Source organism: Amycolatopsis sacchari, assembly GCF_900114035.1.
In the GTDB taxonomy this organism is placed as follows: Bacteria; Actinomycetota; Actinomycetes; order Mycobacteriales; family Pseudonocardiaceae; genus Amycolatopsis_E; species Amycolatopsis_E sacchari.
On record NZ_FORP01000001.1, the window covers coordinates 302,749 to 328,445 of the forward strand.

Genomic DNA, 25,697 nt, shown 5'->3' on the forward strand with positions numbered 1-25,697 from the left:
GCCCGGGGGCCGAGAGCTTCGACTGTGGCTGCCGTCTTCACCTATGGTGAGTGCCATGCCGGACGAGATCCTGATGACCATCGCCACCACGCTCGCCACCAAGGCGGCGACGGGGCTGTACGACCTGGTGAAGAACAGGTTCTCGCGGCACCCGGAGGCCGCCGGCGCGCTCGAGGCGGCCGATCCCGCGGACGAGGGCAGCGTGCGGGCCCTCGCCGAGCGGCTCGACGCGGAAGCGCAGGCCGACCCGGAGTTCGCCGCCGCGCTGCGGGGCCAGTGGCAGCAGACGGCGAACGGCGGGGTGAACAACCAGATCACCGGAACCGTGCACGGCAAGGTCGTGCAGGCCGGGGACATCCACGGCAACATCAGCTTCTGAGCGGTTTCGCGCGTCCAGCCGGGAGAACGGCTCACGCCGACGGTGGCACGGCCGGGCCGGTGCCGACGTTGCGCGTGAACCAGTCCGCCGCGAGGCGGGCCGCCTGGTCGAGCGTGCCCGGTTCCTCGAACAGGTGGCCGGCGCCGGGCACCACTTCCAGGTGCTTGCCCGACCGGAGGCGGTCCAGCGCCTGCCGGTTGAGGTCGAGCACCGTCTCGTCGCGCTCGCCGACGATGAGCAGCGTGGGCGCCTGGACCCGGGTGAGCGCGTCTCCGGCGAGGTCGGGCCGTCCGCCGCGGGACACGACCGCGCGCACGGCGGCGGGCCGCTCGGCGGCGGCGAGCAACGCGGCGCCCGCGCCGGTGCTGGCGCCGAACAGGCCCACCGCGGAATGCGCCGTCGCGGGCTGGTCGGCGAGCCAGTCGACGATCGCCGCCACCCGCCCCGCGAGCACCGGGATGTCGAAGCGCAGCTCGTCGGCGCGTTCCTCCTCGGCGGTCAGCAGGTCGACCAGCAGGGTGCCGAGTCGCGCCTGCCGGAGCACTTCCGCGACCCGCCGGTTGCGCGGGCTGTGCCTGCTGCTGCCGGAGCCGTGGGCGAACACGACCACCCCGCTCTCCCGGCTGGGCAGCGCGAGGTGTGCCTCCAGTTCCAGGTCGCCGAGCGGGAGCCGCACGTCGTCGTCGAAGAACACCGGTCCCTCCTGCCTCCGCGACGGGTCCTACCCGTCGACCTCAATCGTGAAACACACGGGAACCGTTGGTCCTGTCCCGTCAGGACTTCCGGCCCGCGTTCCGGGGCCGGGAGGCCCTGTCGCACGCTGCCCGGCCGGGGCCAGCATCGAAAGAGGTCATCCGGCGGCGGAAGGAGCGCGTCGTGAAGGTGCTGGTGACGGTCGGGAGCAGGCACGGGGCGACGCTGGAGATCGCGGACGAGATCGGCCGCAGGCTGCGCGAGGCGCTGACGCTGCTCGGTGAGCTGCCGGAGGTGGACGTGCGCCCGGCGGTGTTCGTGGCCGAGGTCGACGAGTACCACGCCGTCGTGCTGGGCAGCTCGGTCTACCACGGCCGGTGGGTCGAGTCCGCGCGGGAGCTGGCCGAGCGCGAGCACGAGGCGCTGGTGGCGCGGCCGGTGTGGCTGTTTTCCAGCGGTGCCTGCGGTTCCCCGCCCGCGGTGCGGCTGGACGGCGAAGAGCTGACCAGGCTGCGCGAGCTGACGGGGGCCCACCAGCACCGCGCGTTCATCGGGGCGCTCGACTGGCGCAGGCTCGACCCGGGCGAGCTGTCGGAGGCGTCGGCGGTGGCCTCCAGCGGCGGGTTCGGCGACTACCGCAACTGGCCCGAGTTCCGCCACTGGGCGGACACGATCGCCACGACGCTGTGGGCCGCGACCGCGCTCGACCCGCACCTCGTCGGCTGAAAAAGCGCTGCTTGTTGGCGGCTCGCCAGAAGAGCGACCGGACAAAAAGGTGCATACCGTGTAACGCATGTGGGTGACAAACGATAGGGATGACATGCGTTTGGCGCTCGTGATTCCGTGCTTCAACGAAGAAGGCACACTTCCGCGGTTGCTCGAACGGCTGCGTGCGGTACTGCCCGGGATCACCAGCGAGTTCGAGGTCGTGTTCGTCGACGACGGCAGCACCGACGGCACGCTCGGGGAGCTGCGCGCGATCCACGCCACCGACCCCCGGTTCCGCTACCTGGCGCTGAGCCGCAACTTCGGCAAGGAATCCGCGATGCTGGCGGGGCTCTCCCACGCCAGGGGGGACGCGGTGGCGATACTCGACGCGGATCTGCAGCATCCCCCCGAACTGCTGCGGGACATGATCCAGCTGCTGGAGCAGGGCTACGAACAGGTCGTGGCCCGGCGCCGCAACCGCACCGGCGACCCCGTTCTGCGCAAGGCGTTCACCCGGTTGTTCTACCGCCTGCTCAACCGCATGGTGGACGTGGAGATCCCCGACGGGCTGGGCGACTTCCGGCTGCTGAGCCGCAAAGCGGTCGACGCGCTGCTCGCGCTCGGCGAGTACAACCGGTTTTCGAAGGGGCTGTTCTCCTGGATCGGCTTCGACACCGCGGTCGTCGATTTCGACGTCGCGCGCCGCGAGGGTGGCGGGGGCAGCCGCTGGACCTTCCGGCGCCTGCTCGACTACGGCATCGACGGGGTGGTGTCGTTCAACAACCGGCCGCTGCGGCTGGCGATCCACGTGGGCGCGCTGAGCACGCTGTTCGCGTTCGGTTACGCCGCGTGGGTGCTGATCTCCGCGCTGGTGCAAGGAAATCCGGTACCCGGGTACGTCACGACGGTGTGCGGGGTGCTCGTCTTCGGCGGGCTCCAGCTGCTCGTGCTGGGCGTGATCGGCGAGTACCTCGGCCGCATCTACTACGAGACGAAACGCCGGCCGCACTTCCTCGTCAAGGAGCTGAGCCCGGTGCCCGAGGCCGCCCCCGTCCCCGCCGAAAGCCGGCGCGCCGCCTCATGACCTGGTCACGGCTGGTCCGGTTCGGACTCGTGGGCGTGCTCAACACGGCCACCTACTACGTGCTCTACCTGCTGCTGCACCGTTTCCTGCCCTACCTCGCGGCACACGTGTGCGCGTTCCTGATCAGCATGGTCGGCTCGTACTTCCTCAACTGCGCCTTCACCTTCCGCACGCGGCCGACGCTGCGGAAGTTCCTGCTGTTCCCGCTGTCCAACGTGACGAACCTGGTCGTCAGCTCGGCGGGGCTGTACCTGCTGGTCGACGTCCTGCACTGGAACCAGGTGGTCTCCCCGCTCGTCGCGGCCGCGCTCGCCGTGCCGGTGACGTTCGTCGTCGCCAAGCTCGTGCTGGTCGGGCGTGAGCACGAGGGGAGCGGCCGCGCGCGTCGCGAGCTGGAAGGGAACGCTCCCTGAGCCGACCCCGGCCTCAGGCGTCCCGGCCCGGGACAACTGCCGGTGGCACGTGTCCCTGTCCGGCAAGGTCGTCATAGCCGGTCCCGGGGTGCGGTTGTGCGAACGTGACCCGGTCGCGTTACGCTCGCTCGCCCGGCGGGGCACCCTCGTCGCGGCCCGGTGCCCGAGCTGAGCGGGCGCGCCCACTGGCCCCGGCTGCTCGGCAGCCGGTGAGAGGAGGTCCGGTGCTGGAGCGGATCCGTCATCGCCTGCGTGCGTCCTTGGTGCGCATCGCCGAGGAAGCCGCCGACCGCCACCTGGCGGAGACCGCCGCGCTGGTGGAGCGGCTGCGTGAGGACGTCCGCCGGGAGGCGGACCGCGTCGTGGACAACGTGCGGGACGTCGAGTTCCGGTCCCGGCGGGACATCTTCGCCGCGGCGGAGCGGGCCGCGGTGGCCAGCACCGAGCGCTTCGTCCGGCAGCACCTGCCCGCGGTGCCGACGTTCCCGCACCCCGCGGAGACGCTGCGGCACGTGCTGACCGAGGTGCCCGACGAGGGACTGGTGCTGGAGTTCGGCGTCTACACCGGAAGCACCCTCAAGACCATCGCCACGACGCTGCCCGGGCGCGAGATCTACGGGTTCGACTCGTTCCAGGGCCTGCCGGAGACGTGGCGCACGGGCTTTGCCGAGGGTGCCTTCGGCGAAGCCGAGGTGCCCGACATCGACGGCGCGCGGCTCGTCGTCGGCTGGTTCGCCGACACGCTGCCCGGCTTCGCCGCCGAACACCCCGGCCCGGTCGCGTTCCTGCACCTGGACGCCGACCTGTACTCCTCGACCGCGACCGTGCTGGAGCACCTTGGCGACCGGCTCCGGCCCGGCAGCGTCGTGCTGTTCGACGAGTACTTCAACTACCCGGGCTGGGAGGAGCACGAACACCGCGCGTGGCAGGAGTTCGTCGCCCGGTCCGGCGTGACCTTCGAATACCTCTGCTACACCTCGAACAACGAGCAGCTCGCCGTCCGCATCACCTGAACGTCCGAAGTGGACCCGCCCTGGTCCCTCCGCATCCACCTCCGGGTGGAGGAGATCTCCACCCGGATCTCCACCCTCGGCTCGAAGACGGGGGTCCTCGTCCCGCCGTAGCTTCACCGGAGACGGCAAGCGGAACGGGAAAGGGACCATGAGCGGACCTGTGGAGATCGTGCTCGTCATCGCGGTCATCGGCTACGTGCTGGTGCGCCGCCTGCTCGGTGAACCGGCGGAGGCCAAGCGGCTACTGGTGCTGCCGGCGATACTGGTGGTCGTCGGGATCACCGACCTCGCGAAGGAGGTGCATTCGCCGGCGGTGTGGGCGTTCACCGTCGCGAGCGGACTGCTCAGCGTCGCGATCGGGGTGGCGCGGGGTGCGAGCATCCGGGTGTTCCAACGCGACGGCATCGCCTTCCTGCGCTACACCGCGGTCACCGTCGTCCTGCTCGTGGCCACGGTCGTGGCGAAGTTCGGGGCGAACGTCCTCTTCGGTCTGGTCGACCGGCAGGCCGCCGGTGCCGTGCCCGGCAACTCACTGATGCTGACGCTGGGGCTGAGCCTCCTCGCGGAAGGCGTGATCGTGCTCGCCAAGGCGGTGCGCGGCGAAGGCCGGATCATCTGGCAGCGGGGGCGTAATGGAGCCGGGCACCGCACCGCGCCGTGGCTCGACGACCTCCAGCGCCGGTACTCCGGGCGGGACGCTCGCTAAGCTGAACACCGCCCACCGACCGAGGACCCGAAGGCATGGACGAAGAAGCGCGGCTGTACTGGTACACCGACCGCCTGCTGCGCCCGTTCGCCATCGCCGCACTGGTCCTCGTCGCGGCGCTCCAGTTCGCGGCCCACCCCGTCACCTGGCGGCCGCTCGCGATCGCCTTGCTGGCCTGCTGTGCGGCAGGGGAGGCCGCGGGGCTGGTGCCGGGTGACCGCCTCGCGCCGGGTGGGCGCCTGGCGTTCGGGGTGTCCTACTCGGTGCTCTCGGGCATGCTGCTGCCGCTGGCGCAGTCCACCGTGGCGCCCGCGTTCGCGTTCCTGGCCTCCGCTCAGGCGGGCCAGAAGCTGCCTGCCCGCACAGCGGTGTGCGTCGCCACCGGGGGAGCGGTCACGACAGCCGTGTCCCTGTGGCTCGTCGACAGGCTCGCGCCCGGAAGTATCGATTGGCCGTGGTGGCTGGGGTTGACGGTCGTCACGCCCGTGTTCCTCGGGATCGCCCGGCGGAACGGGCTACGGGCCGCGGAGGCCGAGCGGCGCGAGGCGACGCTCCGGGAGCGGGGCCGCATCGCGCGCGAGATCCACGACGTGCTCGGCCACTCGCTGTCCGGTATCGCGCTGCAGCTCGACCTGGCCGACGCCCTGCACGGCAAGGGCCGCGCGGACGAGGCGAACGAGGCCGTCCGCCGGGCTCGCGCGCTGGCCGTTTCCAGCATCTCCGAGACCCGGCGGGCGATCGAAGCGCTGCATGAGGACGCCCTGCCGCTCGAACAGAGCCTGGAGCTGCTGGCGGGCAGTGAATCGGTGCCGCTGGAGATCACCGGTGAACCCGCGCCCGTGTCGAGCGAGGCGGCGCACGCCCTGCTCCGGGCGGCTCAGGAGGCGCTGACGAACGCCGCGAAACACGCGCCCGGCGCACGGCGTGCTGTGAAGCTCGCGTTCACGCGGGATTCCGTCGCCCTCACGGTGGTCAACGATCGCGCGCCGGGAGGCGCCGTGCGGCGGGACGACGGTGGCGGGATGGGTCTGGTGGGCATGCGTGAGCGCATCGCGTTGCTGCGGGGCACGCTCCGGGCGGGGCCGGACGCGGAGACGGGAGGCTGGCGGGTGGCGGTGGAGGTGCCGAGGTGAGCGTGTCCCTCGTCGTGGTGGACGACCAGGCCGCGGTGCGCGAGGCGCTCGCGGTGATGCTGGACCTCGCCGACGGGATCGACGTGGTCGCCACCGCGGCCGACGGGCGGGAGGCGCTGGAGGTGGTCGCCGCGCACGAGCCCGACGTGGTGCTGATGGACCTGCACATGCCCGTGCTCGACGGGGTGGCGGCGACCGGGCGGATCAAGGCCACCGCGCCCGGCGTGCAGGTGGTGGTGCTGACGACCTTCGGCGACGACGAGTCGATACTGGCCGCCCTGGAGGCGGGGGCGAGCGGCTACCTGACGAAGGAGGCCGAGCGGGCGAGGATCGAGCAGGCGGTGCGGGACGCGGGTGCCGGGGAGGTCGTGCTGGCGCCCGAGGTGCAGCGCAGGCTCATCACGCTGGCGACGCGGCGCGCCCGCCCGGCGGCCGAGGCGGTGGAGTTCACCGCCAGGGAACGGGAGATCCTCGGCCTGATCGGCGAAGGCCTGCGCAACCCGGAGATCGCGCGGCGGCTGGTGATCAGCGAGGCCACCGTGAAGACCCACATCAACAACCTGTTCGCCAAAGCAGGTTTCCGCTCACGCGCCGACGCGGTCCGGTACGCGCTGAGCACCGCCGGACCCCAGCCGTGGCGGCCGGACCGGGGCGCCCCGTGAGGATCAGCGCGCTGGCCGGTTGTGCGGTGGGTTCCGCGGCGGGGAGTTTCGCCTTGAGCGGGAGGCGTGGCAGCCTGGCCGCGGTGCGGCTCGGCGCGCGCCGACCGCGGGGTGGGGTCCCCGGTGGAGAGTTTCGCCTTGGGCAGGTCGGTGGCGGCCTAGCCGCGCTGCGCCAGGCGCGGCTCGGCGCGCGCTGGCCGGTTGCGCTGTGGGTTTCGTGGCAGCGAGCTTCGCCTTGAGTGGGGGCATGGAGGCCTGGTCGCGTTGCGCCAGGCGCGGCTCGGCGCGCGGCCACTGGACTCGCCGTGGATTCGCTGGGGACCAGCTTCGCCTCGGGCCGGGGGCGTGGCGGCTTGGCCGCGCCGCGGCAGGCGCCGCTCAGCGCGGCCACCGGTCGCGCTGTGGGTTTCGTGGCAGCGAGCTTCGCCTTGAGTGGGGGCATGGCGGCCTGGTCGCGTTGCGCCAGGCGCGGCTCGGCGCGCTGGCCGGTCGCGGGGTGGGTTTCCGGCGAGGTTCGCGTTGAGCAGGTCGCGTGGCGGCTTGGCCGCGCCGCGGCAGGCGCCGCTCAGAACGGCCACCGGTCGCGCCGTGGTTTCCTGGCAGCGGGCTCTGCCTTGAGCGGGAGCGGTCCAGCGCCCCGGCCGGGCACGCCTTGGATCCTCGCGACCAGCTTCGCCAGAGCGGGGCCATGTCGGGGCGTGGCCGCCTCGGGCCGGAAGCGACCTACCGAGCGACCACCGGTCGCGCCGCGGATTCCCCGGCGGCGGGCTATGCCTCGCGCGGGTAGCGTGGCCGCCCGGGACCGGGCACGCCGTCAATTCCCGGCGAACAGCGTCGCCTTCAGCTGGGCGTGGCCCGTCCTGTGGCGGGCGCGCGGCTCAGCACCCCGCCCGGGCACGCCCTCGATTCCCCGTGACCAGCCCCGCCTTGAGCAGGTCGCGTGGCCGCCCGGCCCCCTGCCGCAGGCGCGACTCAGCGCACAGCCACCGGCCGCGCCGTCGACTCCCTCGCCACCAGCTTGGCCTTCAGCTGGATGTGTTGCGGGGCGCGCCCGGCGCGCTCGCCCTCGATGTGGTCCAGCAGCTGCCTTCCCGCGCGGGCACCGAGGTCATACGTGGGCTGCTCCACGATCGTCAGTTCCGGGCGGACCAGCGTCGTCCACGGCTCGTCGTCGAAGCCGATCAGGGACAGCTCCTCCGGCATCCGCAGGCCGCGGTCCTGCGCCGCGCGGTAGGCGCCCGACGCGAGGACGTTGTCGGTGCACAGCACGGCCGTCGGCGGGTCGGCCAAATCCAACAGCGACAGCAGGGCGTCGTAGGCGGAACCGCGTTCGTACCGGGCCGGGGCGACCAGCGCCTCGTCGACCTCCACGCCCGCCGCGTCCAGCGCCCGCACGTACCCCCGCAGCCGCACGGCACTCGGGAACAGGCCGCGCCGCCGCGTGCCCGCCCGCAGCCGCGCCAGCTGGTCGCCCGCCTCCGTGATCACGCCGATCCGCCGGTGCCCCAGCTCCAGCAGGTGCGCCACCGCCTCGGCGGCCGCGTGCTCGTTGTCGATCGTGATGCTGTCCGCCTCCGGCACGCCGCTGACCTGCCGGTCGATCAGCACCACCGGCACCCCGGCCTCCATCGCGTGCTTGAGGTGCGTGCCCTCGCCGGGCTGCGCCGCCGCGACGATCATCCCGTCCACACGCTTCTCCGACATCACCGAGACCGCGCGCTGCTCGGCCGCCAGCGCCCCGCCCGTGTTGGCGAGCAGCACCTCGAACCCGGCTGGCTGCGCGACATCCGTGATCCCGCTCAGCGCGGTCGCGAAGAACGGGTTCGCGACGTCGGCGACCACGACGCCGATCGTGTGCGTCGAGCCCGTGATCATGCTGCGGGCCAGGCCGTTGGGCCGGTACCCCAGCTCGGCCGCCGCCGCGAGCACCCGCTCCCTCGTCCGCTCGCTGACCTGCCCGTACCCGCCCAGCGCCCGCCCGGCGGTGGCCGTCGAAACGCCCGCCGCGCGCGCCACGTCGATCAGCGACGGGCTCGCCCCGCCATGGGTCGTCACTGCCGGCCTCCCCAGTTGACACAACGGTTATCTCCCGAAGTCTTGACCGATCGTACTACCGGCTGAGAACCTTCTCATCCAACAGCTACTGAGAAGGTTCTCACTCACGGACTGGCGGAGACCCAAGCACATGACACTTCGGATCGGCGTCGACACCGGTGGCACGTTCACCGACGTCTGCGCCCTCGACGAGCAGACCGGGCGCTTCTACGTCCGCAAGGTTTCGAGCACGCCCGACGACCCCGGCCGCGCGATCGTGACGGGCGTGTCCGAGCTGCTGGCCGAGATCGGCGGGCGCGACCTCGCGGAGGTGGGCTACTTCGCCCACGGCACGACGGTCGGCACGAACGCCCTGCTCACCGGCCGCGGTGCCCGCACCGGCCTGCTCACCACCGCGGGCTTCCGCGACCTGCTCGAACTCGGCCGCGGCCGCCGGCCGTCGCTGTACGACCTGCAGGCTGACAAGCCCGCCGCGCTCGTCCCGCGTGACCTGCGGCTGGAGGTGGACGAGCGGGTGCGCCACGACGGCCGCGTAGAGCAGGCCGTGGACCCCGAGCAGGTCCGCGCGCTGGCGCGGCGGCTGCGCGAGCAGGACGTCGAGGCCGTCGCCGTCTGCTTCCTCTACAGCTTCGTGCACCCCGAGCACGAACGCGTCGTCGAGCGCATCCTCGCCGAGGAGCTGCCCGGCGTGCACGTGTCGGTGTCCTCGGCCGTGCTGCCCGAGTTCCGCGAGTACGAGCGACTGTCCACAGTGGTTGTGAACGCCTACATCGGACCGGTCGTGGCGCGGTACCTGGCGCGGCTGCGGACACGGCTCGGCGAACTCGGCCTGCGGGCGACGCCGCACGTCACGCAGTCCAACGGCGGCATCATCCCGTTCGAGGCGGCCGAGCGGATGCCTTCGCGCATGGTGCTTTCCGGCCCCAGCACGGGGGTCGTCGGCGCCGCGGAGATCGCCCGCGCGGCGGGTTACCCGGACATCATCACGTTCGACGTCGGCGGCACGTCCTCGGACGTCTCGCTCGTGCAGGACGGCGTGCCGAAGGTCGCCAACGGCACCGAGATCGACGGCAGGCCGGTGCGGGCGCCCATGCTCGACATCCACACCGTGGGCGCCGGCGGCGGCTCGATCGCGTGGATCGACGCGGGTGGCGCGCTCAAGGTCGGCCCGGGCAGCGCAGGGGCTGACCCCGGTCCGGCCTGCTACGGGCGCGGCACCGAGCCGACGGTCACCGACGCGAACGTGGTGCTGCAGGTGCTCAACCCCGAGTACCTGCTCGATGGGCAGATGAAGATCGACGCCGGTGCCGCGCGGGCGGCGGTGTCCACAGTGGCCGGTCCACTGGGCATGGACGTGCTGGACGCCGCGCAGGGCATCGTGCGCGTGATCACCGCGAACATGGCCCGCGCGATCCGCGTCATCTCCGTGCAGCGCGGCTACGACCCGCGTGACTACGTGCTCGTGCCCTTCGGCGGGGCGGGCCCGCTGCACGCTGTGCGCCTCGCGCGGGAGCTGGGCATGCGGACGGTGCTGGTGCCCGAAACGCCGGGCGCGCAGTGCGCCGCCGGGCTGCTGATGACCGACATCCGCGCGGACTTCCTGCGCACCCACATCGTGCGGCCCGAGGAGTCCGTGGTCTCAGCGGTGTTCGCCGAACTGGAGTCGTCGGCGACGGCGTGGCTCGCGGAGGAGGGCGTACCAGCAGAGCGTCGCCGCACCGAGCGGTGGGCCGAGATGCGCTACGCGGGGCAGAACTACGAACTGCCCGTGCAGCTGCCCGAGGGCGAGATCACCACGGACACCATCAGCCAGCTCGCCAAGCGGTTCGCGGCCGAGCACGAGCGGATGTACGGCTACTCCGCCGAGGAGGAGGTGCAGATCGTCACCTTCCGGCTGCGTGCCGTCGGCGAGGTCGCCCGCGCCGAACTGCACCGCGCCCCGCTGGGCGACGAGGACCCCTCCGCGGCCGTGTGCGCGACCCGCGAGGTGTACCTGCCCGAAAGCGGCGGGTTCACCGAATGCCCGGTGTACGACCGCAGGCGGCTGACGCCGGGTAACCGGATCGAAGGCCCCGCGATCGTCGAGCAGATGGACACCACGACGCTGCTGCTGCCTGGGGACGTGGCCGTGGTGGACGAGCTGCGCAACCTGGTCGTGACGGTGGGCGCATGACCGACACAGGAAGGAAAACCATGCAGGACCCCGTGCTGGTCGAGGTGATCGGCTCCGCGCTGTCGTCCATCGTGGAGGAAATGGGCGAGACGCTCGTGCGGGCGGCCTACTCCACCAACATCAAGGAGCGGCGGGACTGCACCGCGTCGGTGTTCGACGCCCGCGGCCGGATGCTGGCCCAGGACGAGGGCGGCTCGCCGCTGCACCTCGGTTCGCTGATGGGCATCGTCGACGAGATCACCCGGCGGTACCCGGCGGGCACGATCGAAGAGGGCGACACGTTCATCGGCAACGACCCGTTCACCGGCGGCGGCTCGCACCTGCCCGACATCGTGCTGGTGTCGCCGGTGTTCCTGGACGGCGAGATCAGCGCGTGGGTGGCGAACCTGGCGCACCACGCGGACTTCGGCGACCGCGGGCACGCGCACATCTTCCAGGAGGGCCTGCGCATCCCGCCGGTGCGGCTGATGCGCCGCGGCGAGCTGCAGAACGACCTGTTCGAGCTGATCCTGCTCAACTGCCAGGTGCCGCACGAGCGCCGGGCGGACCTGCGGGCGCAGCTGGCGGCGAACCGGCTCGCCGTCACCCGCTTCACCGAGCTGGCCGGCCGCTACGGCCGCGAGACGCTGGTGGCGGCGGGGGAGGCGCTGCTGGACTACACCGAACGCCGGACGCGCGCGGCGATCGCCAAGGTGCCCGACGGCACGTACACCTTCACCGACAAGTTCGACTGCCCTGAGCTGGACGACGAACTGGACCTCGGCGTGACGTTGACCGTGCGCGGCGAGGAGGTGTCCTTCGACTTCACCGCCCCGGCGCAGGTCAGGGCGAGCGTGAACGTCGTGTGGACGGCGCTGCACGCGGCCGTCTACTACTCGCTGAAGACGCTGGTGGACCCGGACATCATCCCGAACGCGGGGCTGCACCGGCCGGTCACGATCAACGCCCCGCGCGGTTCGGTGCTCAACTGCGTCGAGCCCGCCGCGGTCAACGGCCGCAGCGAGACCTGCCAGCGCGTGGTGGACCTGATCCACGGCGCGCTCGCGGCCGCCGTGCCGGAGACCGTCACCGCGGCGAGCAACGGCGCGAACACCGGTGTGCACTTCTCCGGCACGGACTCGCGCAGCGGCCGCTACTTCGTCTACCTGGAGACGATCGGCGGCGGCTGCGGGGCCCGGCTGGGCAAGGACGGCATGGACGGCGTCCAGGTGCACATGACCAACACCAGCAACCTACCGGTGGAGGCGCTGGAAACCGAGTACCCGCTGATGGTCGAGGAGTACGCGCTCGTCGACGACTCGGGCGGCGACGGGCGCACGCGTGGTGGCATGGGCATCCGGCGCACGGTCCGCGTCGAGGAGGCCGACGTGCACTTCTGGCTCGACACGTCGCGGCAGCGTTCGAAGCCGTGGGGTCTGTTCGGCGGCGGCCCGGGCGCGAGTGCGGCGGTCGAGCTTTCCGAAGGGGCGCAACCGATTTCGCACGGCTACACGCGGCTGCAGCCGGGCGACCGGGTGTCCGTCGTGACGGCGGGCGCGGGTGGCTACGGGCTGCCGGAGGAGCGTGACCCGGAGCAGGTGCGCCGGGACGTGGCCGAGGGGCGGATCTCCGCCGAGCGCGCCCGCGAGGTGTACGGGGTGGAGCCGTGATCCGGACCGCCGTGCTCGGGTTCGGGGTGTCGGGGCGGATCTTCCACGCCCCGTTCCTCGAACACGACGAGCACTACTCGCTGGACTTCATCGTCACCGGAAACCCGCAGCGCGCCGAGCAAGCCGCGGCGGAGTATCCGAAAGCGACAGTCCTTTCCGGACCAGGCGAGTTGTTCGAGCACGCCGGGGAGGTCGACCTCGTGGTGCTCGGCACCCCACCGGGCACACACGCCGAGCTGGCCTCGACGGCACTGGACCACGGACTGCACGTCGTGGTGGACAAGCCGTTCGTGCCCTCCAGCGAGCAGGGGACCGTGTTGATCGAGCGGGCCCGTCAGGCCGGCCGCGTGCTGACGGTGTTCCAGAACCGGCGCTGGGACGGCGATTTCCTGACCCTGCGGCGGCTGGTCGACAACGGCGAGCTGGGCGAGGTGTACACGTTCGAGTCCCGGTTCGAGTGGTGGAAGCCGCAGGGGCCGCGTGACTGGAAGGCCCGCACCCCGGTGGCCGAGGGCGGCGGCATCCTGTTCGACCTCGGCACGCACCTGATCGACCAGGCCGTCCAGCTGTTCGGGCCGGTCGAGCGGCTGTGGGCCGACCTGGCCCACCGCGGCGCGGGGGAGGCGGACGACGACAGCGTCGTCGTGCTCACCCACGCGGGCGGGACGCGCTCGCGGCTGGTCATGTCCGGTCTCGCCGCGCTGCCCGCGCCCCGGTTCCACGTGCTCGGCTCGAAGGCCGGGTACACGAAATGGGGCCTGGACCCGCAGGAACCGGCGCTCATCGGCGGTGCTCGGCCCGGCGATCCCGGCTTCGGGCAGGAGCCTCGCGACAACTGGGGCACGCTCGGCGTGCGCGGCGAGACGCACGTGGTCGAGCCGGAACCGGGGGACTACGGCGCGTTCTACCGGCTGCTCGTTCCGGCCCTGCGTGGCGAAGCCGCCCCGCCGGTGGACCCGGCCGACGCGGTCGAGGTCCTGAAGCTCATCGAGCGGGCACACGAATCGTCCCCGCTGTGACGAACCGACACGAAGAAGAAGGTGGATTCTTTCCGATGACCGCAGGCAACGCACGGGCCGAGCACGTGGTCGTGGTGGGCGGGGGCATCCTCGGCGTCTCCACGGCGACGCACCTGCAGCGCGACGGCGCGCGGGTGGTGCTGGTGACCGAGGGCGAACTGGCCGACGGGGCCTCGGGGCGGTCGCTGGCGTGGCTGAACTCCGCGGGGTCCCGCTCGGCGGCCTACCACGCGCTGCGGGTCGCCGGTATCGACCGGTACCGCACGTTGTTCGCCGCCGATCCCGCGCGGGAGTGGCTGCGTTTCGACGGGGCGCTGTTCTGGTCCGCCGACCCGGCGAAGGCGCGGGAGCGGCACGGGGCCGAGGTCGAGCACGGCTACGACTCGAAGCTGCTCACCCCCGCCGAGGCCGCCGAGGCGGTGCCCGGCGTGGACGCCGCCGCGATTCCAGAAGCGGCGGTGCACAACCCCGGCGAGGGCTGGGTTTCCCTGCCGCACCTGATCGACCACCTCGTGGCCGAGTTCACCAGCCTCGGCGGCGAGGTCGTCACCGGTGCGGGCCGCGCGAGTGTCACGACGGCCGACGGCGTGGCTACCGGGGTCACCACCACCGGCGGGCAGCGGTTCGAGGCCGACGCCGTCGTCGTGGCGTGCGGCGCGGCGACCCCGGCGGTCGTCGCCGAGCTCGGAGTGTCCATTCCGGACGGTTCGCCGTTGTCGATGCTCGTGGTGACCGAACCGGTCGAGACGGAGATGCGGGCGGTGCTCAACACGCCCCGCGCCGCGCTGCGTCCCAACCCGGGCAACACTTTCGCGCTCGACCAGGACTGGTACTCCGACCGCATCACCGAGGCCGAGGACGGCACGTGCACCATCGACGAGTCGGTGGTGAAGGAACTCGTCGCCGAGGGCTCGGCCCTGCTCGACGGCGACGTCGAGCTGACCGCGACGTCCTGGCGCCTCGGCCGCAAGCCCATCCCCGGCGACGGCGAGCCCGTGTTCGGCGAGCTGTCCGCCGTGCCGCGCTGCTTCGTCGCCTTCACCCACTCCGGCGCCACGCTCGGCCTCATCGCCGGTGAGCTGCTCGCCGGTGAGATCCGCACCGGCACCCCCCACCCCATGCTCGAACCGTTCCGCCCGGAACGCTTCCAGCGCTGACTTGTGCGAGGAGATCCGTTGACCGACAACGACATCCGGGAGACCACGCGGGAGCCCGCCGGGGACGTCCGCTCACGGCGGAAGGTGCTCCTGTCCGCGATGCTCGGCAACGTCGTCGAGTACTACGACTTCGGCCTCTACGGCACGCTGGCGGTCATCATCTCCCGCCAGTTCTTCCCGACCGGCAACTCGGTGGCGGCGCTGCTGTCCACCTACGCCGGGCTGGTGCTGTCCTACGCGCTGCGGCCGGTCGCGGCGATGGTGCTCGGCCCGCTGGCCGACATCAAGGGCCGCCGGTGGGTGCTGCTGTTCACGATCGCGGTGATGAGCGTGGGCACGGCGGGCATCGGCCTGCTGCCCACCTACGCCGCGATCGGCATCGCCGCGCCGGTGATCCTGCTGCTGTGCCGGATGCTGCAGGGCGTCGGCGCGAGCGTGGAGTACACCACGGCCGCGAACTTCATCTTCGAGCACGAGCGCGGCAACCGGCGCAACTACCTGGCCGGGCTGTCGGTGGCGTCCACCTCGGTCGGCCCGCTGCTCGCGACGCTGGTGTCCTACCTGGTGATCTCGCTGATGCCGGCGCAGGCGTTCAACGACTGGGGCTGGCGCATCCCGTTCCTGCTGGCGATCCCGATGGCGCTGATCGGCATCTACATCCGCCGCCACGTCGAGGAGACCCCGCAGTTCCAGGAGCTGGCCGCGGCAGCCGAGCGCACCAAGGTCAAGCAGACGCCGTTCCGCACCGCGGTGCGGGACCACTGGGGCGCGATGCTGCGCGCGATCGGCCTGGGTGCCGGGCAGCGCATCGGCTCGTTCGTGATCCAGGCCTACTTCGTCACCGCGATGGTCAAGGCCGGGTTCGCCGAGAACAACGCGCTGCTGGCCTCGCTGCTCACCTACGCGATCGGGCCGGTCCCCGCGATCTGGGGCGGCAAGCTCGCCGACCGCTACGGCGCGCGGATCCCGCTGGTCGTCGGCTACGGGCTGTTCGTCGTGCTGACCGTGCCGACGTTCCTGGCGATCGGCTCGGGTTCGCTCGCGCTGGCGGTGGTCGCGGTCGTGGCGTTCACGTTCATCAACAACTTCGTCGGCGCCCCGCTGACGACGGCGTACGTGATGAGCTTCCCGGCCGAGGTGCGGGCGAGCGCGTCCGCGCTGAACTACAACATCGGCACCACCGCGCTCGGCTCGACCGCGGGCCTGGTCGCGGTGTGGCTGTTCGACCTCACCGGTACCAACGCCACGTTCGGCTGGTACATGACCGGGTTCTGCGTGCTGTCGATCCTGGTGGCCCTGTTCGCGATGCCCGCCGCGGTGGACGAGCAGCGCCGCAAGGCGCGGACGGCGTGATGGACAGGGCGACCGCCGACGATCTCGCCCGCCGGGCCTCGTACGGGCGCAAGGAGCCCGTCGAGGCCCGGCGGGGGATGGTCGTGACCTCGCACCCGCTCGCGGTGCGCGCCGGGGTGGACGTGCTGCGCGACGGCGGCACGGCGGCGGACGCGGCGCTCGCCGCGGCCGCCACCCAGCTGGTCGTCGAACCCCACATGACCGCGGTGACCGGCGGGCTGGAGATGCTGTACTGGGACGCGCGCAGTGGTAGCGCGAGCTACCTGAACGGCAACGTGGCGGCGCCGCTCGCGCCGCTACCCGGGTTCACCGGCGCCGATCTGACCACCGGCCGGGGCGTGCCCGTCCCCGGCTGGTGGCCGGCGTTCCGCGCCGCGCACGAACGCTTCGGCGTGCTGCCGAAGGCGCGGCTGCTGCGGGACGGGATCGAGCTGGCCCGCGACGGGTTCGCGGTGAACCCGTACCTGTTCGGCGAGATGTACGCGCACCGCGCCGAACTCGGCTGCCACGAGCAGGCGCGTGAGGCGTTCCTGCCCGGCGGGAGCCTCGTCGGCCCGGGGGAGACGCTGCGGCAGGAACGCGTGGCGCGCACGCTGGAACGGTTGCGGGACGAGGACTCCGGCTACTACCTCGGCGAGTTCGCGCGGGCGTTCAGCGCGGAGTGTCAGCGGGGCGGCGGGGTCATCACCCCCGACGACTTCGCGGCGTACGAGGCGCAGTGGCACACGCCGTTGCGGGGCACGTACCGCGACGTGGAGATCGTCGCGTCCGCACCGCCGGACGACGGGGGCTGCCAGCTCATCGAAGCGCTGAACATGCTGGAGCTGGTGGACCTGCCGGGCCCGGCGCAGTCCTCGGTGGAGACGCTGGACCTGCTGACGGCCGTGCACAACGAGGTGTACTACGCCCCGCCGCGCACGGCCGCCACCGACGTGAAAACGTTGCTGTCCAAGGACTACGCGGCCCGGCGGATGGCGCGGCTCGGCGCGGCGCCGTCACCGGCGGCGGTCCCGTCGCCCGGCACGATCCACGTCACCGTGGTGGACGAGCAGCGCAACATCGCGTCGGTGACGCACTCGCACATGGCGTCCCCGTGGGTCAACGGCCTGTTCGCCGAGGGCTTCCAGCTGTCGGGCGGCGGTTCCTTCTTCCAGCGCGGCATGCCGTGGCCGGGGGAGCGGGCGACCGTGTACCTGGCCCCGAACCTCGTGCTCCGCGACGGGGTTCCGGTGCTGGCGTCGGGTTCGCCGTCGGTGTCACTTGTCGCTTGCGTGCTGCAGAACCTGGTGAACATCGTCGACTTCGGACTGTCCATTGAGGAGTCCGTGGCGGCGCCGCGGTTCGGGGTCCGGCCGCACGAGCCCGCGGCGGGCTGGCTGCCCGGGGTGACGCTGGAGCACGGGTTCGAGCCCGCCGTGGAGCGGGAGTTCCGCCGCCGCTGCGCCGAACGGGGCCTGTGGTTGCGGGACCTGGGGCCGTGGCACTCGCTGACCGGCAACTTCGAGGGTGTGACGCTCGAGGGTGGCACGCTGCGCTCGTGTGCCGATCCCCGCCGGAACGGAGCCGCGGAAGGGTACTGAAAGCCCCGTTGACTTGTGACCCAAGTCGCATTACGGTCCGAAGATGTTCGCATATCTGAACTAGAGCCTGGCAGGGATCGACGTTCAGATATGTGAATAGAACCGGTACCACTGCGACAGAGCGGACACTTTCGATGGTGCTGTCCCGGACCGAGCTCGACGGCCTGCTCGCTTTCCCCCTCACCGCGTTCGCCGAGGACCTCTCGCTGAACGTCGACGCCTTCGCCGAGCACGTCGAAGCACGCGTCGCGGCCGGGGCGGGTGCGGTGTTCGTCGCGTGCGGTACCGGGGAGTTCAGCTCGCTTTCGCCCGACGAGCACGCCGTTCTCCTGCGCACCGCGCGGGAGGTGGTCGCCGGGCGCGTCCCCGTGTGGACCGGGGCGGGCGGCGGTGCGGCGGCGGCACGACTGGGGGTTGCGGCGGCGGAGGAGGGCGGCGCGGACGGCGTCCTCCTCCTGCCGCCGTACCTCGTGTCCGGCCCGCCCGGCGGGCTCGTCGACCACGTGCGCTACGCCATCGGCGGCACGTCCGTCCCCGTGATCGTCTACCACCGCCCGCCCGGCGTCTTCACCGCTGCCGCGGCCCGTGCGCTGCTGGACATCCCGTCCGTGGTCGGCCTCAAGGACGGGTTCGGCGACGTCGACCTGATGACCCGCATCGTCACGACGATCCGTTCCGCCGGCACGCTGCGTGCCGAGGATTTCCTGTTCTTCAACGGTTTGCCCACCGCCGAGGTCTCCGCGCAGGCGTACGCCGCGATCGGCGTGGCCCGGTACTCCTCGGCCGTGCACTGCTTCGCGCCCGAGATCGCGCACCGGTTCCACCGCGCGCTGGCCGACGGGGACACGGCGGTGATGCGCGCGCTGCTGGAGGGCTTCTACCTGCCGTTCGCGGCCCTGCGCGACGAGACCCCCGGCTTCGCGGTGTCGCTCGTGAAGGCCGCGGCCAGGCTGCGCGGCGACAAGGTCGGCCCCGTGCGACCGCCGCTGGGGGAGCCGTCCCCAGCCCAGCTCGACCGGCTCGCGGAGATCGTGGACGCCGGGTTCGCCGTGCTCCGATCGATGACCTAACTCCATCCCCATCGGTACAGCAGGAAAGAGGCGAGTCAGGCAATGACGCGGACAGCCCCGCCCCGGCGGACCATCGGCAGGGTCACGTTGTACTTCTTCGGCGCGCTCGGGGGCATCCTCTTCGGTTACGACCTCGGGGTGATCTCCGGGGTGCTGCCGTTCATCGGCAAGCTGTGGTCGCTGTCCAGCTGGGACAAGGGCGTGATCACGGCCAGCATCTCGTTCGGCGCGGTGGTCGGGGCGCTTTGCTCGCCCCGCGTCAACGAGTGGCTCGGCAGGCGGCGCACGATCATGGCGGCCGCGGTGGTCGTCGTGGCGGGCACCCTCGCCGCCACGTTTTCCCCGACGTTCACGCTGCTGGTGGTCTCGCGGCTGGTGATCGGCGTCGGCATCGGGTTCTCGTCGTCCACGGTGCCGACGTACCTGTCGGAGCTGGCGCCCGCGAGGGTGCGCGGCGCGATGGGCGCGCTGAACCAGATCTTCATCGTGCTGGGCATCCTGATCGCGTTCCTGGTCAGCTACGGGCTGGGCAGCTCGGGCAACTGGCGGCTGATGTTCGCGGGCGCGATCGTGCCCGCCGTGGTGCTGTTCGCCGGGCTCACCGTGCTGCCGGAAACCCCGCGGTGGCTGCTGAAGAACGGCCGCGAGGACGAGGCGCGCTCGGTGCTGGTCAGCTCGCACGGCGGGAGCGCGGACATCGATCGGGAGGTTTCCGCGATCCGTGAGGTGATCCGGCTCGACACCGAGCAGAAGGGGCGCATCCGCGACCTGTGGGCGCCATGGGTGCGGCCGATGCTCGTCGTGGCGTTGCTGCTGGCCGTGGGGCAGCAGTTCAGCGGCGTGAACGCGGTGAACGCCTACTTCCCGACGATGCTGATCAGCCTCGGGTTCGCCACGCAGGCCGCGCTGCTGTCGGGTGTGCTGCTCGGGGTGACGAAGTTCCTGTTCACCGCGTGGGTCGTGTTCGTCGTCGACCGGTGGGGCCGCAAGCCGCTGCTGCTCATCGGCAACGTGATCATGGTGCTGACCCTGCTCGGCGCGGGACTGGTGGTGCTGAACGTGCACGGCACCGGGCTCGTCGGCGTGCTGATGCTGATCATGATGGTGCTCTACCTGGTGGGCTACGAGCTGGGCTGGGGCGCGGTCGTGTGGGTCATGATGTCGGAGGTGTTCCCGCTGCGGGAGCGCGCGGCGGGCATGGGCGTGGCGAGCGTCGTGCTGTGGGCCGCGACCGGTGTCGTGAGCGCGGTGTTCCCGCTGATGTCGGACCCGAAGGCGCTGGGTATCGGCGGGTCGATGTTCGTCTTCGCGGGCGTCAACGTGGTGCTGTTCGTGCTCACGAAGTGGCTCGTGCCGGAGACCAAGGGCCGCAGCCTGGAGGAGATCGAGCTGGACCTGCGGGCCCGCACGCACCTGCGCGCGAAGGTGTGAGACCCGCGATGTCGAAAACGCGCGGGCGGTTCCGTCTCCTCGTCGAGCGCGCCGAGAAGGGCGTGCCGGAGCGGAGGAGAAGGACATGAAGCGCGAAGACGTCACCGAGGTGCTGGCCAAGCCGATCTCGCGGGAGCTGCTGACCTCGCCGATCCTCGCGCGGCTGGCCTACACCGGGACCGACGGCGCCCCCAGGGTGATCCCGATCGCGTACCTGTGGGACGGCGAGCGGGTGCTGATGGCGACGGTTCCGAAGGCGGCGAAGGTCCGGGCGCTGCGGCAGGACCCCCGGGTGGCGATCACCGTGGACACGCAGGACCAGTGGCCGCCCAGGGCGCTGCTGATCCGCGGCACCGCGCGGGTGGAGGAGGTCGACGGGGTCCCGGAGGCGTACGTCGAGGCGTGCCGGAAGGGCATTCCGGCGGAGCACTTCGCGGAGTGGGAGCAGGGGGTGCGGGCGCTCTACGACCGCATGGCCCTGATCACCGTCGAGCCGGAGTGGGCCAAGCTCCTGGACTTCGAAACCACGATCCCGCAGGCGGTCGAGGACCTGGTCCGGGAGCGCCAGGGCTCCTGAGCCCGCGCTACCGCCGTCGCGCCTGGGCGGGGGAGATGCCGTAGCGGCGGCGGTAGGCGGCGGCGAACCGGCTGGCGCTGGAGAAACCCCAGTGCGCCGCCACCTCGCTGACCGTCCGATGTGGATTCTCCGCCAGGTCCGCCGCGGCGCGCTGCAGCCGGACGCCGAGCAGGTACTCGCTCGGCGTGCAGCCCACCCACTCGCGGAAGCCCTCCTGCAGCCGCCGGACGCTGGTGCCCGCCGCGGCCGCCATGTCACCCGCCGTCCAGCCGCGCGCCGGGTCGTCGTGCAGCCGGTCCACCACGCGGGCGATCGCCTTCGGGCGCGGCAGCGGGCCCGCGCCGGCGTCCGGGCAGCCCGCCAGCAGGAAGCTCGCGGCGAGCGCCCCGGCGAGCTGGTGCCGCACGGGTTCGCAGTCCCCGAACAGCTCCGGGTCGTGCAGGTGGGCGGCGAGGCTGCCGACGAGCTGCCGCCACGCGCGGCCCCGGCCCTCGGCCAGGTCCAGCTGGTCGGGCAGCGCGCCCCGCAGTGTCACCCTGTCGCCGCCCAGCACGCGCTCCGCCTCGCACTCGAGCCACGTGCGGTCGAACTTCACGCCGAGCACCGTGCAGGTGGCGTCCCAGTGGGTGATGAGGGACGGGGTGTCGGCGCGGAACACGGTCGCCTGCCCCGGCACCGACACGAGACCGCCGTGCCGTGCCCGGCTTTCCAGGTGCCCCGTCAGCGGCATGTTGACCTCGTACGCGCCCGGGTAGTCACACGCGACGCGCACGTCGGCGCCCCAGCCGACGTGGCCGACGAGGACCGGGCCGAGGTCGAGCGTGCGCAGCGTCAGCCGCGGGTCGCGGCCGCCGCCGAGGAGCCTGAGCTCGTGCGGGAAGTACGCCTCCGCCACCCGCCGGGACGCCTGGTCCCAGTCCCGGGGCGGTGCACTACGCCGTGCGGGCATGCGGCTGAGATTACCAGAGACCCAGGTCACAAACCCGTCGCGCGATCCGTGCCGTGACCGCGCGAAACGTGTCGCCGGGCCCGCCGCGTGCTTCCTAGCATCCCGTCCCGTCCCTGACGACGAGGTGGGAGGACACCGCGAAATGACGACGACCGAACGGCCCGACCTGTCGTGGCTGCACGACGTCACGATGAGCGAGCTGGAGCGCAACCCTTACCGCACCTACGAAAGGCTGCGCAGGGAGGCGCCGCTGGCCTACGTGCCCGTGCTGGGCTCCTACGTGGCGTCCACTGTGGACGTCTGCCGCGAGGTGGCGACGAGCCCGGACTTCGAGGCCGTCATCACCCCCGCGGGCGGGCGCACCTTCGGGCACCCGGCGATCATCGGCGTCAACGGCGACATCCACGCCGACCTGCGGTCCATGGTGGAGCCCGCGCTGCAGCCCGCCGAGGTGGACCGGTGGATCGACGACCTCGTGCGCCCCATCGCCCGCCGCTACCTGGAGTCCTTCGAGAACGACGGGCACGCCGAGCTGGTCTCGCAGTACTGCGAACCGGTCAGCGTGCGCTCCCTGGGCGACCTGCTGGGCCTGCAGAGCGTGGACTCGGACAAGCTGCGCGAGTGGTTCGCGAAGCTGAACCGCTCCTTCACCAACGCCGCCGTCGACGAGAACGGCGAGTTCGCCAACCCGGAGGGCTTCGCGGAGGGCGACCAGGCGAAGGCCGAGATCCGCGCGATCGTCGACCCCCTGATCGACCGGTGGATCACCGAACCCGACGACAGCGCGATCTCGCACTGGCTGCACGACGGCATGCCGCCGGGGCAGACCCGGGATCGCGAGTACATCTACCCCACGATCTACGTCTACCTGCTCGGCGCCATGCAGGAACCCGGGCACGGCATGGCCTCCACGCTCGTCGGGTTGTTCAGCAGGCCCGAGCAGCTGGAGGAGGTCATCGACGACCCGGCGCTGATCCCCCGGGCGATCTCGGAGGGGCTGCGCTGGACCTCGCCGATCTGGTCGGCCACCGCGCGGATCTCCACGAAACCCGTCACGATCGCGGGCGTGGACCTGCCCGCGGGCACGCCGGTGATGCTGTCCTACGGCTCGGCCAACCACGACACGGGCCAGTACGAGGCGCCCTCGGTCTACGACCTGCACCGCCCGCCGCTGCCGCACCTGGCCTTCGGCGCGGGCAACCACGCGTGCGCCGGCATCTACTTCGCCAACCACGTGATGCGCATCGCGCTGGAGGAGCTGTTCGAGGCCATCCCGAACCTGGAGCGCGACACGCGTGAGGGCGTGGAGTTCTGGGGCTGGGGCTTCCGCGGGCCGACGAGCCTGCACGTCACCTGGGAGGTCTGAGATGGCCTTCTCGGTGAGCGCCGGCGAGCGCCGGGTCGAGTGCGCGCCGGAGATGACCCTGCTCCAGGCCTTCCTCCGGGCCGGGGTGTGGCTGCCCAACTCGTGCAACCAGGGCACGTGCGGCACGTGCAAGCTCCAGGTGGTGTCCGGCGAGGTCGACCACGGCGCCTCGCCCGCCGACACCCTCACCGAGGAGGAACGGGCCGCGGGCCTGGCACTCGCCTGCCAGGCCCGGCCCCGCACCGACACCGAGGTGAGCGGCCTCGGCGACGCCGCACGCACGACGCACGCCCTGCGGGACCTGACGGCGACGGTCCTCGCCATCGAGGATGTCGCGCGGGACACCCGCCGCATCCTGCTGGGTCTGGCCGAACCGCTGGCGTTCGAGGCGGGGCAGTACGTCGAGCTCGTCGTGCCGGGTTCCGGTGCGCGCCGGCAGTACTCGCTGGCGAACACGGCGGAGGAGGACAAGGTCCTGGAGCTGCACGTCCGCCGCGTGCCCGGCGGCGTCGCCACCGACGGCTGGCTGTTCGGCGGGCTCGCGGTGGGCGACGTCGTCGAAGCGGCGGGCCCGCTCGGGGACTTCCACCTGCCGCCCGAGGCGGAGGACGACGGCGGGCCCATGGTGCTCATCGGCGGCGGCACGGGACTCGCGCCGCTCGTCGGCATCGCCCGCACCGCGCTCGCCCGGCACCCGGACCGCGGAGTGCTGCTGTACCACGGTGTCCGGGGCACGGCGGACCTGTACGACCTCGACCGGTTCGCGGAGATCGCGCGGGAGTACCCCTCATTCCGGTTCGTGCCGGTGCTGTCCGACGAGCCGGATCCCGCCTACCGCAGCGGGTTCCCCACCGACGCCTTCGTCGAGGACGTCGCCAGCGGGCGCGGCTGGTCCGGCTGGCTGTGCGGGCCGCCGCCGATGGTGGAGGCGGGCGTGCGGGCGTTCAAGCGGCGGCGGATGTCGCCGCGGCACATCCACCGGGAGAAGTTCACCCCGGCCTCGGCGTGATCATCGGCACACCGCACGCGGCACATCCTGCCCCGACGGGCAGGATGTGCCGTCCTGACGTATCCGATGCGGTGCGGGCCGAACTTTCCGGCGGTAGCGCGCGTCCTACAAGAGGTGACGAAGAGATCGAGGCGGCGGTTCGCGTGGCACTGCGCGCTGGCCGTCGCCGTCATGCTCGGAGCGGGGGGCGCCTACACCTACTCCTCCCGTCAGGTGACGAACGCGGCCGACCGGCCGGTGCAGCAGCACCCCACCCCGCGTGTGGAGGGCGTGGGTGCCACGTCGCCCACCACGTCGGAGGCGCCGCCGCCACCCTCCGTCGTGCTGCCGTTCAACGCCAAGCTCACCTCGCAGGACATCCCGGTCGAAGGCGGTGGCGTGCGCAGCGGCGGCTGCAGCGGCTCGCTGATCGACCCGCTGTGGGTCATCACCGCGGGGCACTGCTTCCACGACATCAAGGGCAACCGGGTCGGGGGCCCGTCGCCGTACCGGATGACCGTGACGGTCGGGAAGAACAAGGACAGCGATCCCGGCGGGCAGCAGGCGGACGTGGTGGACGTCCGGCAGTCGCCGCGCAACGACATGGCGCTGGTGAAGCTGAGCGCCCCCATCACCGGTATCCAGCCGCTGACGCTGGTCGAGGAGCGGCCCCAGGTGGGGCAGCGGCTGCGGTTCGCGGGCTGGGGCTCGCTGTCGGCCACGGTCGTCACGCCCTCGGACCACCTGAAGCAGGGCGAGTTCACGATCTCGAAGGTCAACTCGACGACGATCGAGGCGGTGCCGGTCGTGCCGCGCACGGTGGAGAACAGCCCCTGCAAGGACGACTCGGGCGCGCCGTTCTTCACCAGCACCGACGAGCAGACGGGCCGGCTGTTCGCCACGGAGATCTCCGGCCCGGAGTGCCCGCAGGCGGGCACCGAGGTCCTGTCGCGCCTGGACATCCTCGTGGACTGGATCCACCAGCAGCTGGGGCGCTGAGCACCGGGCCGGCCGGAGCGCCCGGCCCGGCCGGCCCCGTGCGCGTCAGGCGAGTGCGGCGTCCAGCTTGATCGTGGTGCCCGCGAGCGCCTTGCTGACCGGGCAGGTGCGCTCGGCGGTGGCGGCCAGCTCCGCGAAGCGGTCCGCGTCCAGACCGTCGACCGAGGCGCGCAGCGTGATCTCGATGCCGCTGATCTCGAAGCCGCCGCCCTTGGCCGGGCCGAGCGTCACTTCGGCGCTCACGTCGATCGAGTCCGCGACCAGGTTCTCCGACGCGAGCACGCCGGAGAGGTTCATCGCGAGGCACGACGAGTGCGCGGCGGCGATGAGTTCCTCGGGGCTGGTCTGCCCGTCGGGGTTGCCGGCGCGGGTGGGGAAGGAGACCTCGAACTGGCCTGCGTTCGAGGAATCGAGCGTCACGTGCCCCTTGCCCGACTGCAGGTCGCCCACCCAGTGGGTGGTGGCGTCACGGCTCGGCATGGCTGTCCTCCTGGTGGTCGTGGTGATCTCGCCGCGTGCACCCTCTCACGGTTCGCCTGG

At 72.1% G+C, this 25,697-nt stretch carries 24 protein-coding genes; 20 read left to right on the plus strand and 4 right to left on the minus strand.

Annotated elements, in window-relative coordinates:
- Nucleotides 1–55: 55 nt before the first annotated feature.
- The gene (locus BMZ92_RS01470) at nt 56–379 is read left to right on the plus strand and encodes a hypothetical protein (RefSeq protein ID WP_091503742.1); all 324 of its coding nucleotides are present in this window, start codon (nt 56–58) and stop codon (nt 377–379) included.
- Between the two features lie 31 nt (nt 380–410).
- On the opposite strand, the gene BMZ92_RS01475 is transcribed toward BMZ92_RS01470, so the two are convergent.
- Complete coding sequence (locus BMZ92_RS01475; protein WP_091503744.1) at nt 411–1,073, minus strand: dienelactone hydrolase family protein; 663 nt, start codon at nt 1,071–1,073, stop codon at nt 411–413.
- Between the two features lie 182 nt (nt 1,074–1,255).
- Between BMZ92_RS01475 and BMZ92_RS01480 the strand changes: the two genes are divergently transcribed.
- The 7 genes from BMZ92_RS01480 to BMZ92_RS01510 all read left to right on the plus strand — a co-directional run bounded on the left by BMZ92_RS01480 (nt 1,256) and on the right by BMZ92_RS01510 (nt 6,791).
- Nucleotides 1,256–1,798 carry a flavodoxin domain-containing protein gene (locus BMZ92_RS01480; protein ID WP_177228492.1) on the plus strand — a complete coding sequence of 181 codons (543 nt, stop codon included), beginning with the start codon at nt 1,256–1,258 and terminating at the stop codon, nt 1,796–1,798.
- A 94-nt stretch (nt 1,799–1,892) separates the two neighbouring features.
- Nucleotides 1,893–2,864, plus strand: coding sequence for a glycosyltransferase family 2 protein (locus tag BMZ92_RS01485; RefSeq protein WP_091503747.1), 972 nt, complete (start codon nt 1,893–1,895; stop codon nt 2,862–2,864).
- Nucleotides 2,861–3,277, plus strand: a complete 417-nt coding sequence (locus BMZ92_RS01490) for a GtrA family protein (protein ID WP_091503749.1) — start codon at nt 2,861–2,863, stop codon at nt 3,275–3,277. Before BMZ92_RS01485 ends, BMZ92_RS01490 begins: the two co-directional genes overlap by 4 nt.
- 224 nt (nt 3,278–3,501) lie before the next feature.
- The gene (locus tag BMZ92_RS01495; RefSeq protein ID WP_091503751.1) at nt 3,502–4,290 is read left to right on the plus strand and encodes a TylF/MycF/NovP-related O-methyltransferase; all 789 of its coding nucleotides are present in this window, start codon (nt 3,502–3,504) and stop codon (nt 4,288–4,290) included.
- Nucleotides 4,291–4,438: 148 nt separating this feature from the next.
- Nucleotides 4,439–4,996: a DUF1453 domain-containing protein gene (locus tag BMZ92_RS01500; RefSeq protein WP_091503752.1), complete on the plus strand. Its 558-nt coding sequence runs from the start codon at nt 4,439–4,441 to the stop codon at nt 4,994–4,996.
- A 35-nt stretch (nt 4,997–5,031) separates the two neighbouring features.
- The gene (locus BMZ92_RS01505) at nt 5,032–6,129 is read left to right on the plus strand and encodes a sensor histidine kinase (RefSeq protein WP_091503754.1); all 1,098 of its coding nucleotides are present in this window, start codon (nt 5,032–5,034) and stop codon (nt 6,127–6,129) included.
- Nucleotides 6,126–6,791: a response regulator gene (locus BMZ92_RS01510; protein ID WP_091503755.1), complete on the plus strand. Its 666-nt coding sequence runs from the start codon at nt 6,126–6,128 to the stop codon at nt 6,789–6,791. Before BMZ92_RS01505 ends, BMZ92_RS01510 begins: the two co-directional genes overlap by 4 nt.
- Before the next feature lie 972 nt (nt 6,792–7,763).
- Here the strand turns inward: BMZ92_RS01510 and BMZ92_RS01515 are convergent.
- On the minus strand, nt 7,764–8,846 hold the full coding sequence (locus BMZ92_RS01515) for a LacI family DNA-binding transcriptional regulator (RefSeq protein WP_091503757.1): 1,083 nt from the start codon (nt 8,844–8,846) through the stop codon (nt 7,764–7,766).
- Between the two features lie 130 nt (nt 8,847–8,976).
- Between BMZ92_RS01515 and BMZ92_RS01520 the strand changes: the two genes are divergently transcribed.
- The 9 genes from BMZ92_RS01520 (at nt 8,977) to BMZ92_RS01560 (ending at nt 20,855) form a co-directional block, all read left to right on the plus strand.
- Nucleotides 8,977–11,019, plus strand: a complete 2,043-nt coding sequence (locus BMZ92_RS01520; RefSeq protein ID WP_091503758.1) for a hydantoinase/oxoprolinase family protein — start codon at nt 8,977–8,979, stop codon at nt 11,017–11,019.
- Nucleotides 11,016–12,668 carry a hydantoinase B/oxoprolinase family protein gene (locus BMZ92_RS01525; RefSeq protein WP_091503760.1) on the plus strand — a complete coding sequence of 551 codons (1,653 nt, stop codon included), beginning with the start codon at nt 11,016–11,018 and terminating at the stop codon, nt 12,666–12,668. The genes BMZ92_RS01520 and BMZ92_RS01525 overlap by 4 nt, the downstream gene beginning before the upstream one ends.
- Nucleotides 12,665–13,687: a Gfo/Idh/MocA family protein gene (locus BMZ92_RS01530; RefSeq protein WP_091503761.1), complete on the plus strand. Its 1,023-nt coding sequence runs from the start codon at nt 12,665–12,667 to the stop codon at nt 13,685–13,687. The genes BMZ92_RS01525 and BMZ92_RS01530 overlap by 4 nt, the downstream gene beginning before the upstream one ends.
- 35 nt (nt 13,688–13,722) lie before the next feature.
- Nucleotides 13,723–14,844, plus strand: coding sequence for an NAD(P)/FAD-dependent oxidoreductase (locus BMZ92_RS01535; RefSeq protein WP_091503763.1), 1,122 nt, complete (start codon nt 13,723–13,725; stop codon nt 14,842–14,844).
- Nucleotides 14,845–14,862: 18 nt separating this feature from the next.
- Nucleotides 14,863–16,197, plus strand: coding sequence for an MFS transporter (locus BMZ92_RS01540; protein ID WP_091503765.1), 1,335 nt, complete (start codon nt 14,863–14,865; stop codon nt 16,195–16,197).
- Nucleotides 16,197–17,777, plus strand: a complete 1,581-nt coding sequence (locus BMZ92_RS01545; protein WP_091503766.1) for a gamma-glutamyltransferase — start codon at nt 16,197–16,199, stop codon at nt 17,775–17,777. The genes BMZ92_RS01540 and BMZ92_RS01545 overlap by 1 nt, the downstream gene beginning before the upstream one ends.
- A 134-nt stretch (nt 17,778–17,911) precedes the next feature.
- Complete coding sequence (locus tag BMZ92_RS01550; protein ID WP_091503768.1) at nt 17,912–18,847, plus strand: 5-dehydro-4-deoxyglucarate dehydratase; 936 nt, start codon at nt 17,912–17,914, stop codon at nt 18,845–18,847.
- Between the two features lie 42 nt (nt 18,848–18,889).
- The gene (locus BMZ92_RS01555; protein ID WP_091503769.1) at nt 18,890–20,278 is read left to right on the plus strand and encodes a sugar porter family MFS transporter; all 1,389 of its coding nucleotides are present in this window, start codon (nt 18,890–18,892) and stop codon (nt 20,276–20,278) included.
- 85 nt (nt 20,279–20,363) lie between these two features.
- Nucleotides 20,364–20,855, plus strand: coding sequence for a pyridoxamine 5'-phosphate oxidase family protein (locus BMZ92_RS01560; RefSeq protein WP_091503771.1), 492 nt, complete (start codon nt 20,364–20,366; stop codon nt 20,853–20,855).
- 7 nt (nt 20,856–20,862) lie between these two features.
- On the opposite strand, the gene BMZ92_RS01565 is transcribed toward BMZ92_RS01560, so the two are convergent.
- The gene (locus BMZ92_RS01565) at nt 20,863–21,804 is read right to left on the minus strand and encodes a helix-turn-helix transcriptional regulator (RefSeq protein ID WP_091503772.1); all 942 of its coding nucleotides are present in this window, start codon (nt 21,802–21,804) and stop codon (nt 20,863–20,865) included.
- 142 nt (nt 21,805–21,946) lie between these two features.
- Here BMZ92_RS01565 and BMZ92_RS01570 point away from each other — a divergent pair, with 142 nt between their 5' ends.
- The 3 genes from BMZ92_RS01570 (at nt 21,947) to BMZ92_RS01580 (ending at nt 25,157) form a co-directional block, all read left to right on the plus strand.
- Nucleotides 21,947–23,170 carry a cytochrome P450 gene (locus BMZ92_RS01570; RefSeq protein WP_091503774.1) on the plus strand — a complete coding sequence of 408 codons (1,224 nt, stop codon included), beginning with the start codon at nt 21,947–21,949 and terminating at the stop codon, nt 23,168–23,170.
- 1 nt (nt 23,171) lies between these two features.
- Nucleotides 23,172–24,179, plus strand: coding sequence for a 2Fe-2S iron-sulfur cluster-binding protein (locus BMZ92_RS01575; protein ID WP_091503776.1), 1,008 nt, complete (start codon nt 23,172–23,174; stop codon nt 24,177–24,179).
- Nucleotides 24,180–24,293: 114 nt separating this feature from the next.
- The gene (locus BMZ92_RS01580; protein ID WP_245782826.1) at nt 24,294–25,157 is read left to right on the plus strand and encodes a S1 family peptidase; all 864 of its coding nucleotides are present in this window, start codon (nt 24,294–24,296) and stop codon (nt 25,155–25,157) included.
- 45 nt (nt 25,158–25,202) lie between these two features.
- On the opposite strand, the gene BMZ92_RS01585 is transcribed toward BMZ92_RS01580, so the two are convergent.
- Nucleotides 25,203–25,637: an OsmC family peroxiredoxin gene (locus tag BMZ92_RS01585; protein ID WP_091503778.1), complete on the minus strand. Its 435-nt coding sequence runs from the start codon at nt 25,635–25,637 to the stop codon at nt 25,203–25,205.
- Nucleotides 25,638–25,697 lie beyond the last annotated feature (60 nt).

Coding starts and splice junctions, on each gene's coding strand:
- BMZ92_RS01505 (WP_091503754.1), top strand. CDS start 5,032: ATGGACGAAGAAGCGCGGCTGTACTGGTACACCGACCGCCTGCTGCGC.
- BMZ92_RS01485 (WP_091503747.1), top strand. CDS start 1,893: ATGCGTTTGGCGCTCGTGATTCCGTGCTTCAACGAAGAAGGCACACTT.
- BMZ92_RS01520 (WP_091503758.1), top strand. CDS start 8,977: ATGACACTTCGGATCGGCGTCGACACCGGTGGCACGTTCACCGACGTC.
- BMZ92_RS01525 (WP_091503760.1), top strand. CDS start 11,016: ATGACCGACACAGGAAGGAAAACCATGCAGGACCCCGTGCTGGTCGAG.
- BMZ92_RS01560 (WP_091503771.1), top strand. CDS start 20,364: ATGAAGCGCGAAGACGTCACCGAGGTGCTGGCCAAGCCGATCTCGCGG.
- BMZ92_RS01545 (WP_091503766.1), top strand. CDS start 16,197: ATGGACAGGGCGACCGCCGACGATCTCGCCCGCCGGGCCTCGTACGGG.
- BMZ92_RS01555 (WP_091503769.1), top strand. CDS start 18,890: ATGACGCGGACAGCCCCGCCCCGGCGGACCATCGGCAGGGTCACGTTG.
- BMZ92_RS01490 (WP_091503749.1), top strand. CDS start 2,861: ATGACCTGGTCACGGCTGGTCCGGTTCGGACTCGTGGGCGTGCTCAAC.
- BMZ92_RS01550 (WP_091503768.1), top strand. CDS start 17,912: ATGGTGCTGTCCCGGACCGAGCTCGACGGCCTGCTCGCTTTCCCCCTC.
- BMZ92_RS01500 (WP_091503752.1), top strand. CDS start 4,439: ATGAGCGGACCTGTGGAGATCGTGCTCGTCATCGCGGTCATCGGCTAC.
- BMZ92_RS01585 (WP_091503778.1), bottom strand. CDS start 25,637: ATGCCGAGCCGTGACGCCACCACCCACTGGGTGGGCGACCTGCAGTCG.
- BMZ92_RS01575 (WP_091503776.1), top strand. CDS start 23,172: ATGGCCTTCTCGGTGAGCGCCGGCGAGCGCCGGGTCGAGTGCGCGCCG.
- BMZ92_RS01470 (WP_091503742.1), top strand. CDS start 56: ATGCCGGACGAGATCCTGATGACCATCGCCACCACGCTCGCCACCAAG.
- BMZ92_RS01565 (WP_091503772.1), bottom strand. CDS start 21,804: ATGCCCGCACGGCGTAGTGCACCGCCCCGGGACTGGGACCAGGCGTCC.
- BMZ92_RS01535 (WP_091503763.1), top strand. CDS start 13,723: ATGACCGCAGGCAACGCACGGGCCGAGCACGTGGTCGTGGTGGGCGGG.
- BMZ92_RS01570 (WP_091503774.1), top strand. CDS start 21,947: ATGACGACGACCGAACGGCCCGACCTGTCGTGGCTGCACGACGTCACG.